Genomic DNA, 15,384 nt, shown 5'->3' with positions numbered 1-15,384 from the left:
ACCTGCTTCTGGTGCAACAAACTCCCATGGTGTGACGGGCGGTGTGTACAAGGCCCGGGAACGTATTCACCGCAGCAATGCTGATCTGCGATTACTAGCGATTCCGACTTCACGGAGTCGAGTTGCAGACTCCGATCCGGACTGAGAGAAGGTTTCTGGGATTGGCTTGCCCTCGCGGGTTTGCAGCCCTCTGTCCTTCCCATTGTAGTACGTGTGTAGCCCTGGCCGTAAGGGCCATGATGACTTGACGTCATCCCCACCTTCCTCCGGTTTGTCACCGGCGGTCTCCTTAGAGTTCCCACCATTACGTGCTGGCAACTAAGGACAAGGGTTGCGCTCGTTGCGGGACTTAACCCAACATCTCACGACACGAGCTGACGACAGCCATGCAGCACCTGTGTCACGGTTCCCGAAGGCACCAATCCATCTCTGGAAAGTTCCGTGCATGTCAAGGCCAGGTAAGGTTCTTCGCGTTGCATCGAATTAAACCACATACTCCACCGCTTGTGCGGGCCCCCGTCAATTCCTTTGAGTTTCAGTCTTGCGACCGTACTCCCCAGGCGGCGAACTTAACGCGTTAGCTTCGATACTGAGTTCCTAATTGAACCCAACATCCAGTTCGCATCGTTTAGGGCGTGGACTACCAGGGTATCTAATCCTGTTTGCTCCCCACGCTTTCGTGCCTCAGTGTCAGTGCTGGTCCAGGTAGTCGCCTTCGCCACGGATGTTCCTCCCGATCTCTACGCATTTCACTGCTACACCGGGAATTCCACTACCCTCTACCGCACTCTAGCCTGCCAGTATCCAATGCAATTCCCAGGTTGAGCCCAGGGCTTTCACATCAGACTTAACAAACCACCTACGCACGCTTTACGCCCAGTAATTCCGAGTAACGCTTGCACCCTTCGTATTACCGCGGCTGCTGGCACGAAGTTAGCCGGTGCTTATTCTTTGGGTACCGTCAGAACAATCGGGTATTAACCGACTGCTTTTCTTTCCCAACAAAAGGGCTTTACAACCCGAAGGCCTTCTTCACCCACGCGGCATGGCTGGATCAGGCTTGCGCCCATTGTCCAATATTCCCCACTGCTGCCTCCCGTAGGAGTCTGGACCGTGTCTCAGTTCCAGTGTGGCTGATCATCCTCTCAGACCAGCTACGGATCGTCGCCTTGGTGGGCCTTTACCCCGCCAACTAGCTAATCCGACATCGGCTCATCTATCTGCGCCAGGCCCGAAGGTCCCCGGCTTTCACCCGTAGGTCGTATGCGGTATTAGCGTAAGTTTCCCTACGTTATCCCCCACAAATAGGCAGATTCCGATGTATTCCTCACCCGTCCGCCACTCGCCACCCAAGGAGCAAGCTCCTCTGTGCTGCCGTTCGACTTGCATGTGTTAGGCCTGCCGCCAGCGTTCACTCTGAGCCAGGATCAAACTCTTCACTTAAAATTTTCGACATCACCGAAGTGACGTCTAATGCTTCGAGTGCAGATGTCCTTCCTGAGCCCGAACTACTCGCCAGCATTTGCATGCTGTTGAATCTTTCTTGCTCTTTCTGGAACGTCTGCTAATGGACTAACACCACCAGCCAGACGTCCGCATAAGTATCCTGCGCACACTGTCAAAGATCTGCGGAAGCGGCCTCAGCGCCTGCTCCCCACTGCTTCGCCGTTTCCTCCGAAGCGAGCCGCCCATCTTAGCGCGGTTTTGGCTTTCGTCAACACCCCGTGAGGGGGAGAGTTCTGCCGGCTTCAGCGTTCGGCCCGAAGGCGTTTCGTCGAAGCGAGCCGCACATCTTACCGCGGCTCTCGAGTCTGTCAACACCGCGTGAAACCCGGTCTCGACTGCCTCACCCCGCCCGACCCGCCACCCCGAAGAGCAGCCCGCCGTGCGGGGCGCGAATTATGCACAGCGACAGCCTGCTTGCAAAGAGGGTGTCACGAAAATCCGAGCAATAGACCTGAATACATCGCCGTGTTCAGGACGATGCGCGCAACGGCGCTATTCGACCGTGACCGACTTCGCCAGATTCCGCGGCTTGTCGACGTCTGTACCGCGCGCCAAGGCCGTGTGATAGGCGAGCAGCTGGACCGGGATGGTGTGGACGATCGGGCTCAACACCCCGACATGGCGTGGCGTGCGGATCACGTGCACGCCTTCGGACGCGCTGAAATTGCTGTCCGCGTCCGTGAACACGAACAGCTCGCCGCCGCGCGCACGTACCTCCTGCATGTTTGATTTCACCTTCTCGAGCAGGCCGTCCTTCGGCGCGATCACGACGACGGGCATGTCCGCGTCCACCAGGGCCAACGGGCCGTGCTTGAGTTCGCCGGCCGGGTAGGCCTCGGCATGGATATAGGAGATCTCCTTGAGCTTGAGCGCGCCCTCCAGCGCGATCGGATAGTGCACACCGCGGCCGAGAAACAAGGCATGGTGCTTCGGCGTGAACTTCTCGGCCCACATCGCGATCTGCGGCTCGAGGTTCAGTGCGTGCTGCACGCTGCCGGGAAGCTGGCGCAGATCCTCGATGTACGCCGCTTCCTGCGCCTCGTCGAGACGCCCGTTGAGCTTGGCGAGCGTCACCGCCAGCGCGAACAGGCCGACGAGCTGGGTCGTGAACGCCTTGGTCGAGGCCACACCGATCTCGGCGCCGGCGCGGGTGTAGAACACCAGGCCGCTGGCGCGCGGAATGGCGCTTTCGGGCACGTTGCAGATCGAAAGCGTGCGCTCGTGTCCGAGTGACCTGGCGTACTTGAGCGCTTCCATCGTGTCGAGCGTCTCGCCCGACTGGGAGATGGTGACGATCAGATGGTCCGGGTTGGCCACCGCGGTGCGATAGCGGTATTCGCTCGCGATCTCGACCGAACACGGCAGCCCGCTGATCGCCTCGATCCAGTAGCGCGCCACCGAACCGGCGTAGAAGCTGGTGCCGCAGGCGAGGATCTGCACCCCCTTGACTCCGCGAAGCACCGCCCCGGCCTCGCGCCCGAACAGGGTGGGCTCGAACGCTGCGGCGTCGATGATCGCCTCCAGCGTATCGGCCAGCGCGCGTGGCTGCTCGTGGATCTCCTTCTGCATGAAGTGCCGGTAGGGCCCGAGCTCGAGGGAGGCGAGAGACACATCCGAAAGATGCTCCGGGCGCTCGACCGGCACGCCGTCGGCGCGGAAGACCCGCACGGCATCACGGCCGATCTCCGCCGTGTCCCCCTCCTCGAGGAAAATCACGCGCCGCGTCGCCTGCAGGATCGCCGACACGTCGGATGCGACGAAGTTCTCCCCGTCCCCCCGGCCGACCAGCAGCGGGCATCCCATGCGCGCCACCACCATGCGTTGGGGTTCGTCGCGATCGATCACCGCCAGCGCATACGCGCCTTCCAGTTCGGCCGCGGCCGCCTGCAGCGCAGCGAGCAGGTCCAGGCCCTGCCCCTGGTGGTGATGGATGAGGTGTGCGATGACCTCGGTATCCGTCTGCGATTCGAACACGTACCCGAGCGCCGAAAGCCGCTCCCGCTGCGCCTCGTGATTCTCGATGATGCCGTTGTGGACCAGGGCGAGGCGGCCATCGCTGACATGGGGGTGCGCATTGAGCTCGGTGACACCGCCATGCGTGGCCCAGCGCGTATGGCCGATTCCGAGTGGCGCCTGCAATGCCTCGGCGTCGGCAGCGGCCTCCATCTCGGAAACGCGCCCGGTGCGGCGTACCCGCCGCACTGCGCCATCGGCGACGACCGCGATGCCGGCCGAGTCATAGCCGCGGTACTCGAGACGCTTCAGCCCCTCGACGAGGAGCGGCACCACGTTGCGGCCTGCGATTGCACCGACGATTCCACACATGCGCGGCATACCTTGATTGCGATGCCACGATTGTAGAGCAGAGGCATCGCAGCGCCCCAAGCCGGCCCTGCCGGAAGCAATCCCTGCAAGCGATCTAGAATGGAGACGTCAGGGGAGAGCAGAATGTCTGAACAGATCCAGGCCTTGATCGCAGCGGCGGGCCGCGCGGCGGGCGAGCGCCGCTGGCAGGACGCGGAGGCGCTGTGGCGCCAGGTGCGTCTGCGCGAACCGCGGAATGCACAGGCCGCCTACAGCCTCGGCGTCCACGCCCATCAACGTGGCGATTCCAGCGCCGCACTGGTGCTGCTCGAGGAAGCTCGATCGCTGGCGCCGAACGATCCGATGGTCATGCTCACGCTCGGCGTCGTGCACCGCGATCGCGGAGACCACGAAGCGGAATGGAACGCGATCGGGGTCACGCTGGCCATCGACCCCTATTTTCTTCCGGGACTTCTGGCCAAGGCGGAGTTTCTCGACGCCCGCGGCAAGCGCCGACCCGCAGCCGGGGTGTTCCGCGACGCGCTCAAGGTGGCGGGGCCCGAGACGAGCTGGCCGGACGTATTGCGCAGACGGCTCGACGAAGCGCGCGTCGCCGTCGACAGGGATGTCGAGGAGCTCGCGGCATTCCTGCAGCAGGCACTGCCGACCCCGGCGGATGCCGCCCACCCCCTTCTGGCGGGGCGCTGGGAAGAGGCGGTCTCGATAGCGGCGGGCCGCACCCGCGCCTACGTTCCCGACTGCAACCAGCTCTACGTCCCGCGGCTTCCAGCCCACACGTTTTACGATAACGCGCTGTTTCCGTGGATCGCGGGCCTGGAAGAACGGACGGACGCGATCCGTTCGGAGCTGACGGCCATCCTTGCGGAGGGCCCCGACGCACTGGAGCCCTACATCGCCTACAAGCCCGGCGAGCCGGTCAACCAGTGGCAGGCGCTCAACCATTCGCGGAACTGGAGCTCGTTTCATCTGTGGGCCCACGGCGCTCCGGTGCATGCCAACCTGGCACGCTGTCCGGTCACCGCGCAGGCGTTGTCCGGGTTGGAAACCGTGCGAATCGCGGGTCTGTGCCCGAACGCGATGTTCTCCGTCCTCGCTCCCCGCACGCATATTCCGCCCCACCACGGGGAGACCAACGCGCGCCTCGTGGCCCATCTGCCGCTCATCGTTCCGCCCGACTGCAGCATCCGGGTCGGCTTCGACCGGCGCGGCTGGGAACCGGGCAAGGTCCTGGTATTCGACGACAGCATCGAGCACGAGGCGCGCAACGATAGCGACGCGCTTCGAGCTGTTCTCATCTTCGACGTCTGGAACCCGCTGCTTTCTGAGGAGGAGCGCGAGATCGTGAGAGCGTTGGCCAATGCGCTCCGCAGTTACAGGGAGTCATCCACATAGCGCCCACACCCGGTCATCGGAGTCGATCGAAGAAGCCCGGAAGATGCGCGCGATAGCGGCGCCAGCGGCCAGATGCGCTCGTGTGGAGGGGTTGCCTCACCTGCCAGTAGCTCGCCGTCTTGACGGAGCGCGCGGCGGCTTGGAACTGGAGGCATTCGGGCGCCCAGTCCAGACCGAGCCATGCGAGCAGTGGCCGAAGCGTGGCCTCGGGGGCGCGGACGAACGCATCGTAATCGAACGCGGCGATATCCCCCGGATAGAGCGCATTCCAGTGGGCCATCGTCCGCTCGTGCAGGGTGATTTCGTGCGCGATGCCCTGGAGCGTTCCCGCGTACGGGAACGCGGAGGGATTGAGATGTTGCATGTAGATCGACAGCGCCACGTCGCGGGGCTCCCTGACCGTGTGAACGAAGCGGGCTGCAGGGAACAGCCTCTTGATCAGCCCGATCAGGCGGTAGTTGTCAGGCCGCTTGTCGGTGGCGAACCGGCAGCTGGCCCGGGCCTGCGGCAGCCGGGCGCGTAGCGCTGCATGGTATTCGGTCGCATGCTCCCGCGCGGCGTGCGCAGTCAGTGACCTCGCCCCTTCGGGAAACGGAGCGAGCTGTCGCCAGGCAAGCCGCGGCAGAAGATCCAGTTCACCGGCGGCAGCGATGTCCGGGTGGCATCCGAGGACCTGCTCCAGCAGGCTGGAGCCGGAACGGAACAGACCGACGATGAAGATGGGTTCGGGCGAAAGCAAGCCGACTGCAGTGTGGCCAGGCACTGCCGCGTCGAACACTTGCGTGAGTGCCTCGACCTGCGCCTGCGCCGCCGACGGATCGTACGGCGCCACCCCCGAGTAGCCCCAGCGTTTCCCTTCGGAGAATGCGCGAAGCGCGGCCTCGGTCGCGTTCAGGCGCTCGAACGCGTGGCCCAAGGCGAACCATCCGTTCGCACGGACATGCGCATTGACATCGCTTCTCTGGACGACCCCGAGCAGGCGCGCCAGCCGCGGATCATCCAGGCTGGCGGGCTCCACGAGGTGCAGCATCCGGCCGAGGGCCTCGATCGAGGCATCACTGGCGGTATCACCGGCGGCGAGCAGCGTGTCGTAACAGCCGACGGCGTCGCCCCTGCGTCCTTGTTCCTCGTACAGATTTCCCAGATTGAGCAGCGCGATCGGATGCTCCGGACGCAATGCAAGCGCGGTTCGTAACGCGATTTCCGCTCCAGCCTCGTCCCCGACATGATCACTGAGGATCACCGCGCGATTGACATGGATCATGGCCGGGTCAGCGGCGTCCGCCCGGAGGGCCTGCGCGTAGGCGTCGAGCGCCTCCTCGAACTTGCCTGCGTGACGCAGCCCGTATCCGAGATTGAACCAGCCGTCGGCGTCCGACGGATGGAGCCTCACGAGCTCGCGGAACGCTCGAACAGCCTCGTTCCACTGCCGACGCGTCAGTGCGTGCTCTCCCTGCCGCCGCAACATGTCGATCCGCCCGGTACCTGCTGCCATACGTGCTTCCTTACCGCACCACGACCTGCCTAATATCACAGTACCTCCCGTCGGATGCCCACGATGCGCCAGGCTCCCGAGTCCACCTGCAGTTATTTATGGATTCCCCCCCTCGCCGCTTTGGCGCTCTGGACCGGAGTGGCACATGCGGACGCCGGCCACCCGTGCGCGGCCACCCCCGAACCAGCGAGCCGACTCGCCTGTTACGACCTTGCATTTCCGCCACCGGCGGAGGTCCGCGAAGCGAGCGCAGCCCGTGCGGTGCAGGAGTTCGGCCTGCCACGCGCGTCCCCGGTGCTGCGCAACCCTGGACAGCCCGACGAGGAGGCCGATCCGACGCGGATCGAAGGACGCGTTTCCCAGGTCGTGCAGGAGGGCGGACGCCGAGTCGTCGTGTTCGATGGTGGTCAGCGCTGGGCCATAGAACCTGGCGCGATCGCGCCTCTCAAGTCTGGAGATGTCGTGGAGGTGCGGCGGGGCGCGCTGGGCAGCCATCTTCTGAAAACCGCAGGTGGAGTGAGCCTGCGCGCACGACGCCTGCCATGACCCGCGCGGCACGGGTGAGCGCGCTCACCCGCGCGCAGGCATACACCGTGATCGCGGCTCAGGCGCTGCGTCAGCAGGGACGCCACGGCGAGGCTCTGTCGCTTGCCGGGATGCTGGTCAATGAGGCGCCGCTGGCTGCGGATGCGCACCAGTTGCTGGGGATGTGCCTGGCCGACCACGGCGATTCCCCGGGCGCCGACATCGCCTTCGCGCGTGCGCTCGAACTCGCGCCCGGCAGTGATGTCATCGCGTTGAACGTGGCGACATGGTGGCGTCGGCGCGGGCGGATCGCAGATGCCGTGACCGCGCTTGCAGGCGTCCCCGCTACGTCCCGCACGTGTCTGATGCTGGGTCGTCTGCAGCAGCAGTCCAGGCAATGGGCGTCGGCGCGCGCGAGCTTCCGGCGGGCGCTCGCTCTCGAGCCGGACCTCGCCGAGGCCTGGCGTGGGCTCGGGCAGGTCCTGCATCAGGAGGGCGCCGTCGAAGAGGCCATCGATGCGACGCGACAGGCGGCCGCACTCGATCCCCCGCATGCACCCACGTGGATGTTCCTCGGTGTCGTCCTGAGGGAAGCAGGCCGGCTGGACGACAGCCTGGCCTGTCTGCGTCGGGCAGGCGCCACAGGGCATGACGAGCGCGAGGTTGCCGATGCCGTGCATGGCGTGTTGCATGACGCCGGCCGCATGTCCGAAGCGCTCGAGGGTGCGCATCGTCTCGTGGACAGGGATCCTGCATTCGTCGCGGGGCACGAGACGTTGGCCCATCTGCAGTGGGAGCGCAGCTCACGTGGCGACGCATCGCCCGACCCGCTGGCCCGGTTCGAGCGCGCGGCCCGGGAACAGCCGGGGCACGTCGCCCTGCATCTGGCGCTGGTCCGGGCCCTCCTCCAGGCGCGTCGGCCTGTGCAGGCGCTGGTCTGGCTGGAGCCGATGCTGGCACGGGAGGCGGACAACCCTGCCCTCCTCTGGCTGACCGCCGAGGCCCTCGATGCATCCGGGCGCAGCTCCGATGCCTATCCGCTCTACATCGCCGCCGCCCGCCGTTACGGGGCAACCCGCGCCGACTTCCTCAACGCCCACATCCGTCATCTGATCCGCTCGGGCCGCATCGAGCACGCCCGTCGGATCGCGGAGCAGGCAGTGAGCCAGCATCCCGACAACCAAGAGGCTTGGGCACTGCGGGGCGTGCTCTGGAGGCTCGAAGATGACCCGCGCGAGTTCTGGCTCTGTGACTACGACCGGTTGATCGGAGAGATCGAGGTCGAATGGAACACGCCGGAGATGCCGGACCCGCTGGGATCACTGAGGCAGGTTCTCGCCGGGCTGCACCTGCAGGCAGGCGAACCGATGGCGCAGAGCGTGCGCAACGGGTCGCAGACGCCCGGGCGTCTGTTCGGCCGGAATGAGCCGGTGCTGCAGGCTGCCGCTACGGCGCTCCGCGATGCGGTCGAGCAGTGGGTGGCTCGCCTGCCGGCCGACGTCCGGCATCCCTTTCTGGGAAGAAAAGGGACAGGCGTGCGCTTCGCCGGATCTTGGTCCGTGCAGCTTGTCGAGTCGGGGCGACACGCGAACCACATCCATGACCAGGGATGGATGAGCTCGGCCTTCTATGTGTCCGTGCCGCGCACGGTACGCGAGGCTTCGGCCGATGCAGCCAGCGGATGGATCCAGTTTGGCCAACCGCTGGAGACCCTCGGATTGACACTCGCTCCGCGTCGCCTGATCCGGCCGCAGGAGAACCGTCTGGTCGTGTTTCCGTCCTACATGTGGCATGGAACGGTTCCCTTCAACGGGTCGGAGCCTCGCCTGACCGTGGCCGCCGATCTCCTGCCGGGCAGCATGCCCTAGCGGGCCTGCAGGCCCGCCGCGGCAAATGTTTCAATCAATGGCGCAAGCCGCTCGCGATGGCGGCGCGAGCTGCCTACCGAGCGGGCGTGGACCGGCTCCCGCACCTGCGCCGCGCTGGCGGTGGTGAACGCGGCCTTCTGCGGCGCAGCGCCGTAGCGGATCGAAGCATCGTAGGGCAGGCGGCACCACTCCAGTACCCGCTTGGCCTCACCCTCCGGATCCGAGACCAGATCCTCGTAGCGCACGTCGAGAATCCCGTTCGGCATGACGGAATGCCAGTGCGCCATCGCCTGCGCGTACGCGACGTAATAGCGCCCCAGTTCCTCGAGGTCGTAGGAGAAATGGTAGGCGCTGAAGAACAGCGTCTTGAATATCGCCCAGCAGCTGTCGACCGGGTCACGCGTGAGATGGAGAATTCGAGCGTTCGGAAGCGCCTTGCGGATCAGCCCGCAATAGAGATAGTTGACGGGCATCTTGTCGATGAATCGCGTGGCCCCGGCCGCTTCGGAGGCGCCCCGCGCGTATTCGCGCCCGAGTGCTTCGAAGTCGATTCCGCGCGAAGCTTCTGCAGGCGACACCTCCGGTCGGCCGCCTGCGGCCTGCCGCGTGTACTGCGCGACGAGTTGAGCGAAATCCAGGGGCTCTCCGGCAGAGCGGACATCGCCCCCCTGCACGAGAATGCGCTCGAGCAGAGTGGTTCCGGTCCGCGGCATGCCGACCACGAAAATCGGATCCGCGGCCTCGTGGCCAGCGGCGGCCTCGTTCATGGCCGTCTCCGAATAGGCGTCGCACACGGACACGATCGCGGCGCACTCCGCGGCGATGTCGTAGGTCAGAGTCGAGCGCTTAACCGCTGCGCCGCGCACGATCGCATCGAAGGCGGCGTCATGCTCGCCCAGGTCCTCGAGTTCCTTGCCCAGTGCGTACCAGGCGCCAGCCTCCCACTCGGCACGGCCGACACCGCTGGCCAGTCGTTGCCGCAGCGCGTCGACATGATTGCGGGCATCCGTCTGGCGACGCACGGTGCTGCGCAGGTAGAGGGCGTGGCCGGCATCCGGGACCATGCCGAGCATCCGGTCCAGATTGAGCTCTGCACCCGCGAAGTCGCCGGTGAAGAACTGGGCCACCGCCAGATCGTACAGAAGGCCGGGATGATCCCCGAGCGAGACACGCGCCTGCTCGTACAAGCCGATTGCCTCGGCAGGCCGGTTGCAGTTGACCATGATGCTGGCGAGCTGCCAAAGGGCCTGCCCATTGCCCCGCGCCCCGGCCGATGTCGTCGTCTCCATGGCAAGCGCACGCGCATCCGCGCGACGCCGCATGTGCACCAGCAATCCGGCCTGCTTGATCTTCAATGGCAGGGAGCCTCCGCTTGCCTCGATTGCGCTCTGAAGGCGGCTGCGGGCCATCTCGAGATCGCCGACCGCGAAGCAGGCTTCGCTGAGGAACACCAGCACGTCGACGTCGCGTGGAGCCCGGCTGGCCAGGCGTTCGCCGTGTTCGACCGCTTCACGGAAGAGGCCCTGCCGGAGAAGGTCGTAACCTGCTTTGATCGGGGATTGCTCGGATTCGCTCTTCATCATCTCGTGGGTTGGCTGGAATGAAAGGGCATCACGCCGCACTGGGCGGCGCGCGTCGCCACTCTATCGGACCCGGAGCGCAAGGCCAGCTGCACTGGAAAAAAAACGGCGGGCCTATGCCCGCCGTTTCGATCACACTTGAACGCGACGTCAGAACGTCACAGCAACACTCGTGAAGAAGTAGCGCCCCGCCTGATCGTAGCCGCCGAGCGCATTGGCATTGGCCGGCGTCAGACCACTTCCCACCATCGGCGGCGCCTTGTCGGCGATGTTGTTCACGCCCGCAGTCCACGTGATCTTGTCACCGATCTGCGCGGAGCCGGACAGGTCGAAATAGTTGAACGCGGACTGCTTGCCTCTGCCACGCAGGAAGTAGTCGGTGGTCAGCGCATTGCCGTCCGTATCCCGGTAGTCCATCTCGCCGATGTAGCGCCAGCGCAGATTGACGGCGTAGCGGTCGAAGCCGTAGCGCAGGCTGGTGATGTGACGCCATTCCGGCGTCGCGCACTGCGTGTTGACCAGCCCCTCGCAGCTGTAGTCGGCGGAGTTGTCACCCGGCACCGGCTGGAACGAGCGCTCCAGCACATAGCTGCCGACGTAGGACGCGGACAGCCTGCCGACACCCACGTCCATCGCGTAGCGTCCGGTGAAATCGATGCCGCGATACCGCCGGCTGCCGAAGTTGCCGTTGGTATTGACCACCAGACCCGAGGTCTCGGGATCGCTGCCGCGGAAGAGGTCGCCAGTCACGGCATTACGACGGATCAGGCCGCATACCGCATCCTGCCCATCGGCACACAGGTTGATGATTGTGCGGGCGCCGATGGTGCCGATCACGTTCTCGAGCTTGATGTCGTAATAGTCGACGCTGAGGTCGAGGTTGTCGATCGGGCTGGCGGCGAAGCCGACCGTCCAGGTGTCGGCGATCTCGGGCTCGAGATTGACGTTGCCACCGATCAGCTGGTTGTTCTGTGCCGCCGCGTTGGCCGCGATGTTTCCGTACTGGGCCGCGGTCACACCCGTCCGCTGGCACTGAGCGAGGGTGAACTCCGGTGTGGCTCCGGCGCAGGGGTCGGTACCCGGCCACAGTGCGATCTGCTGGTCGGAGAAGAGTTCGTTGATATTGGCGCCGCGGATGGCGCGGTTGAAACCGGCGCGGAAGCGGAACCGGTTATCGAGGAAACTCGCGCCGAGTCCCGCTTTCCACGTGTTGACGTCGCCCGACGTGCTGTAGTCGGTGTACCGGTAGCCCAGCTGCAGATCCAGGCTGTTGAGCGGACCGGCATCGGCAACCAGCGGCAGGTTGGCCTCCATGAATACCTCATCGACGTCGTAACCGCCGCTCAGGTTCGTGGTCGGGCCGCCGAGACCGGTGAAATTGCCCGTCGCCATGTTGGTGTCGGCGACGCGGGTGAAGCGCTCGGAGCGGGTCTCGACACCCACCACCATGCTGGCCTGCCGGTCTGCCGCGGACGGGAGGGAAAACCCGAGGTCGCCGGTGACGTAGGCGTTGAACACCCGCATGTCGGTGCTGTAGTTGACGATGCCCACGCCCTGCAGGGCTTGCGCCTGCTCGGGCGTCACGCTGTTCGTCCACACGTCGTAGGGAAGACATCCGTTGAACGCGCCGTCGGGGCATCCGAGGAGCGCGTCGCGCACCCGCGTCGTGATGAAGTCGTTGATGTTCTCGGATTTCACGCTCGTGCGCGCGTACTGCAGCGATGCGTCCCAGGTCCAGCCGCCGTCGAAGAAGTTGCCACCGGCGCCTGCGGTGATGCTGTAGTTGGTGGCCTCCTCGTTCGTGATACGCGGCCCCCCCTCGACGTTGCGCTTGGCGACATACACTGTGAACTCGTCGTCGGTGATGCCGACATCGGCGCACATGGTGCCGATCACCGGCGTGTCACACCTCACCTGGATATCGGTGAAGAACGCACCGGACGGCGCGATCTGCGTACTGGAGCGCCGGTTGACGAACATCGTCTCGAGGTACGGCGAGAAGTATTCGTTGACGTCGTACTTGATGACGCTGCCCGCGGTGAAGCGCGTGTCCGGACGCTGGTAGTAGTTCACCGGCGCGAAGTTGTAGATGTTCGGGCCGTCCGGCACGAACCAGCCCGACGCCGACGGCAGCACATAGGTGTAGAGACCGGACGTCGGCGCGACGATGTAGAAGTTGGCCGGATCCGCGGTCGGCGATCCGCCGCAGGCGGTGCCTGCGGGGTTGAGGGCGCATGAGGAGTAGTCGCGCTGCCCCTGGAGCAGGGCGTCGTTCTTGCGCCAGGTGGCCCAGGCCACGGCGTGACCGGACTCGCCGAAGGCGCCGCCGATGGCCACGTCGACATTCTTGGAGATGCCGTCGAAACCCGAGTCGCCAGTCGGATAGTCGAAATCGCGCTGGTCCATCAGTCCCTGGATGTAGCGATCGTCGTTGTTGTGCTGGTAGGCCGAATACCCGAAGTTGACCGACACGCCTTCGAACTGGTCGTCAAGGATGAAGTTGACGACGCCGGCGATCGCGTCGGAGCCGTACACCGCGGACGCGCCGCCGGTGAGGATGTCGACGCGCTGCACGATGGCGGGGGGCACGATGCTGATGTCGGCGGTCTCGCCGAGGCCCTTCGGAATGCGCCGGCCGTTCACCAGCGCGAGTGTGCGATTCGCACCCATGCCACGAAGGTCGACCGTCGCGTAGCCCTGCGACCCGTTATTGAGGAAGTTGTCGAAGTCCAGCGCGAGCTGCGGGTACTGGTTGACCAGATCTTCCACCTTGCTGGCTCCGGAGAACTGGAACTCCTCCTTGGAGATCTCCGCCACCGGGCTCGACGCGGTCATGGTCTGGCTGCGGATACGCGTACCCGTCACCGTGATGGTGTCGAGACTGGTCGGCGACTGGGTCGACGCCGGATTCGCGTCCTGTGCCAGGGCGCTGCCGGCGGCGGTCACACTGCCGCCTCCCACCGCGAGCGCGACCAGAATCGCGTTGCGGAGCTTCGTGGTCTTCGGTGTCATCTTTCTCTCCAAGTGATGGGTCCCTCGATCCTCCCCATACCGCACCTGACGCAAATCGAAACGACAGGTTCGGCAAACACGCCCGATGGTATTCGTCTAGAAACAAAAAATAAACATGTGCTAAACGAACGCGTGGCAGAGGCTCAAGTTCGGCGCTTGGCTGTTCCGGCGCGCCACTTTGGGTCGCGCGTTGCCTGTCCGCGTGTCGACCTCGGGCGCCACCGAGTTCAGGGAAATGTCGTGCCGCCGGCACGCCCGACTCGTCCGGGCGGACGTCCAGCACGGATGCCGGACGCGGACGACATCATAAGAAATCATTTGCAATCAACGAGTTGAGATTGGCACGCGATCTGCTTGGGTAGAGGGCATGAACAGCTCTGACCCCCGCCTCCCTCACCGCCCTGCCGGGATCCGCGACACCTCCGCCCAGGACACCGTGAATCCGGTGATGCCCGTCCGACGCTATCGACGCTGGATGGTTGCCGGTGGCGCGGCCGTGTTGCTCGCGGGCGCGGGCCTGTGGCTGGCCGGTGGATGGGCGGGTGGGGCGCGCTCGGTGGACGCGGGCCGTCTGCGCTTTGCCGAAGTCACCCGGGGCGACCTGGTCCGCGACATCGCGGCCGAGGGCCGGGTCATCGCCGCCAACAGCCCCACGCTCTATGCGATCTCGGGCGGCATGCTGACCCTGCACGTGGTGGCAGGCGACCGCGTCGAGCGCGGACAAGCCCTGGCCGAGATCGACAGTCCGGAGTTGCGCAGCCGCCTCGCCCAGGAAGAGGCCACGCTGGCCGGATACGAGGCCGAGGCCGGCCGGGCCGCGCTCGACGCGCAACTCAGGCGGGCCGAGGCCCGCAAGACCCTCGACCAGGCGCAGATCGATCGCACCGCGGCCCAGCGGGATCTGGAGCGTTACCAGCGCGCGTTCGAAGGCGGCGCAGTCGCGCAGGTCGATCTGGCCCGTGCGCAGGACACGCTGAAGAAGACCGAGATCGGCGTTTCCGCCGCCACCGAGGACATGGGCCTCCAGGGGCGCGGCGCGGGCCTGGACACGCGCAACAAGCAACTGGTCGCCGAGCGCCAGCGCAGCGTGGTCAACGAGATGCGTCGCCAGGTCGAAGCGCTGACCCTGCGCGCGCCCTTCGACGGCATCGTCGGCCAGGTGCAGGCGGTACAGAGCAGCAATGTGGCCGCGAATGCGCCGGTGCTGTCGGTCGTCGATCTGTCGGTGTTCGAGGTCGAGATCCGGGTGCCGGAAAGCTTCGCACGGGATCTCGAGATCGGCATGCCGGCCGAGCTGCGCAGCGGCGGCACGGCGTATCCGGCGAAAGTCTCGGCGGTGTCGCCGGAAGTCGTCAACGGGGAAGTCGTCGCGCGTCTGCGTTTCGACGAGGGCAGCCAGCCGCCGGGCCTGCGCCAGAGCCAGCGCCTGACCGCGCGCATTCTGCTGGACACCCGCAACGACGTGCTGATGGTCGCGCGCGGCCCGTTCGTGGATCAGGACGGCGGCCGCGTTGCATACGTCCTCGATGGCAGCACCGCCGTGCGTCGACCCGTCGTCATCGGTGCCAGCAGCCTGTCCACGGTGGAAATCGTGGAAGGCCTCCAGCCCGGCGAGCGCGTCGTCATCGCCGGCACCGACCAGTTCGATAACGCGGAACGCATCCGCATCTCGGGACTCTGA

The 15,384-nt window shown here is 65.5% G+C and carries 8 protein-coding genes and 1 rRNA gene (1 of these 9 only partly in view); 4 read left to right on the top strand and 5 right to left on the bottom strand.

What is annotated here, in order from left to right; translation table 11 throughout:
* Together H0E82_RS12470 and glmS are read right to left on the bottom strand one after the other, a co-directional pair.
* Positions 1-1,443, bottom strand: a 16S ribosomal RNA gene (locus H0E82_RS12470) (it extends 102 nt beyond the left edge of the window).
* Positions 1,444-1,998: 555 nt separating this feature from the next.
* The gene (glmS, locus tag H0E82_RS12465; RefSeq protein ID WP_180545785.1) at positions 1,999-3,831 is read right to left on the bottom strand and encodes a glutamine--fructose-6-phosphate transaminase (isomerizing); all 1,833 of its coding nucleotides are present in this window, start codon (positions 3,829-3,831) and stop codon (positions 1,999-2,001) included.
* Positions 3,832-3,954: 123 nt separating this feature from the next.
* Here glmS and H0E82_RS12460 point away from each other — a divergent pair, with 123 nt between their 5' ends.
* Positions 3,955-5,223, top strand: a complete 1,269-nt coding sequence (locus tag H0E82_RS12460) for an aspartyl/asparaginyl beta-hydroxylase domain-containing protein (RefSeq protein WP_235974303.1) — start codon at positions 3,955-3,957, stop codon at positions 5,221-5,223.
* Positions 5,224-5,236: 13 nt separating this feature from the next.
* Here the strand turns inward: H0E82_RS12460 and H0E82_RS12455 are convergent, their stop codons facing one another.
* The gene (locus H0E82_RS12455) at positions 5,237-6,718 is read right to left on the bottom strand and encodes a sulfotransferase family protein (RefSeq protein WP_180545783.1); all 1,482 of its coding nucleotides are present in this window, start codon (positions 6,716-6,718) and stop codon (positions 5,237-5,239) included.
* A gap of 63 nt (positions 6,719-6,781) precedes the next feature.
* Between H0E82_RS12455 and H0E82_RS12450 the strand changes: the two genes are divergently transcribed.
* Positions 6,782-7,264 carry a hypothetical protein gene (locus tag H0E82_RS12450; protein WP_180545782.1) on the top strand — a complete coding sequence of 161 codons (483 nt, stop codon included), beginning with the start codon at positions 6,782-6,784 and terminating at the stop codon, positions 7,262-7,264.
* Positions 7,261-9,111 carry a tetratricopeptide repeat protein gene (locus H0E82_RS12445; RefSeq protein ID WP_180545781.1) on the top strand — a complete coding sequence of 617 codons (1,851 nt, stop codon included), beginning with the start codon at positions 7,261-7,263 and terminating at the stop codon, positions 9,109-9,111. The genes H0E82_RS12450 and H0E82_RS12445 overlap by 4 nt, the downstream gene beginning before the upstream one ends.
* On the opposite strand, the gene H0E82_RS12440 is transcribed toward H0E82_RS12445, so the two are convergent.
* Together H0E82_RS12440 and H0E82_RS12435 are read right to left on the bottom strand one after the other, a co-directional pair.
* Complete coding sequence (locus H0E82_RS12440; protein WP_180545780.1) at positions 9,108-10,691, bottom strand: tetratricopeptide repeat-containing sulfotransferase family protein; 1,584 nt, start codon at positions 10,689-10,691, stop codon at positions 9,108-9,110. The genes H0E82_RS12445 and H0E82_RS12440 overlap by 4 nt on opposite strands.
* Positions 10,692-10,841: 150 nt before the next feature.
* The gene (locus tag H0E82_RS12435; protein ID WP_180545779.1) at positions 10,842-13,703 is read right to left on the bottom strand and encodes a TonB-dependent receptor domain-containing protein; all 2,862 of its coding nucleotides are present in this window, start codon (positions 13,701-13,703) and stop codon (positions 10,842-10,844) included.
* 367 nt (positions 13,704-14,070) lie between these two features.
* Between H0E82_RS12435 and H0E82_RS12430 the strand changes: the two genes are divergently transcribed.
* Positions 14,071-15,384: an efflux RND transporter periplasmic adaptor subunit gene (locus H0E82_RS12430; RefSeq protein ID WP_180545778.1), complete on the top strand. Its 1,314-nt coding sequence runs from the start codon at positions 14,071-14,073 to the stop codon at positions 15,382-15,384.

Source organism: Luteimonas deserti, assembly GCF_013425765.1.
GTDB classification, from domain to species: domain Bacteria; phylum Pseudomonadota; class Gammaproteobacteria; order Xanthomonadales; family Xanthomonadaceae; genus Luteimonas; species Luteimonas deserti.
Note: the sequence above shows the minus strand (reverse complement) of the source record. Positions and strands in the feature narration are given on the sequence as shown.

Excerpts from the sequence above, each read along its gene's own strand:
- glmS (WP_180545785.1), bottom strand. The coding sequence starts at position 3,831 with ATGTGTGGAATCGTCGGTGCAATCGCAGGCCGCAACGTGGTGCCGCTC.
- H0E82_RS12460 (WP_235974303.1), top strand. The coding sequence starts at position 3,955 with ATGTCTGAACAGATCCAGGCCTTGATCGCAGCGGCGGGCCGCGCGGCG.
- H0E82_RS12455 (WP_180545783.1), bottom strand. The coding sequence starts at position 6,718 with ATGGCAGCAGGTACCGGGCGGATCGACATGTTGCGGCGGCAGGGAGAG.
- H0E82_RS12450 (WP_180545782.1), top strand. The coding sequence starts at position 6,782 with ATGCGCCAGGCTCCCGAGTCCACCTGCAGTTATTTATGGATTCCCCCC.
- H0E82_RS12445 (WP_180545781.1), top strand. The coding sequence starts at position 7,261 with ATGACCCGCGCGGCACGGGTGAGCGCGCTCACCCGCGCGCAGGCATAC.
- H0E82_RS12440 (WP_180545780.1), bottom strand. The coding sequence starts at position 10,691 with ATGAAGAGCGAATCCGAGCAATCCCCGATCAAAGCAGGTTACGACCTT.
- H0E82_RS12435 (WP_180545779.1), bottom strand. The coding sequence starts at position 13,703 with ATGACACCGAAGACCACGAAGCTCCGCAACGCGATTCTGGTCGCGCTC.
- H0E82_RS12430 (WP_180545778.1), top strand. The coding sequence starts at position 14,071 with ATGAACAGCTCTGACCCCCGCCTCCCTCACCGCCCTGCCGGGATCCGC.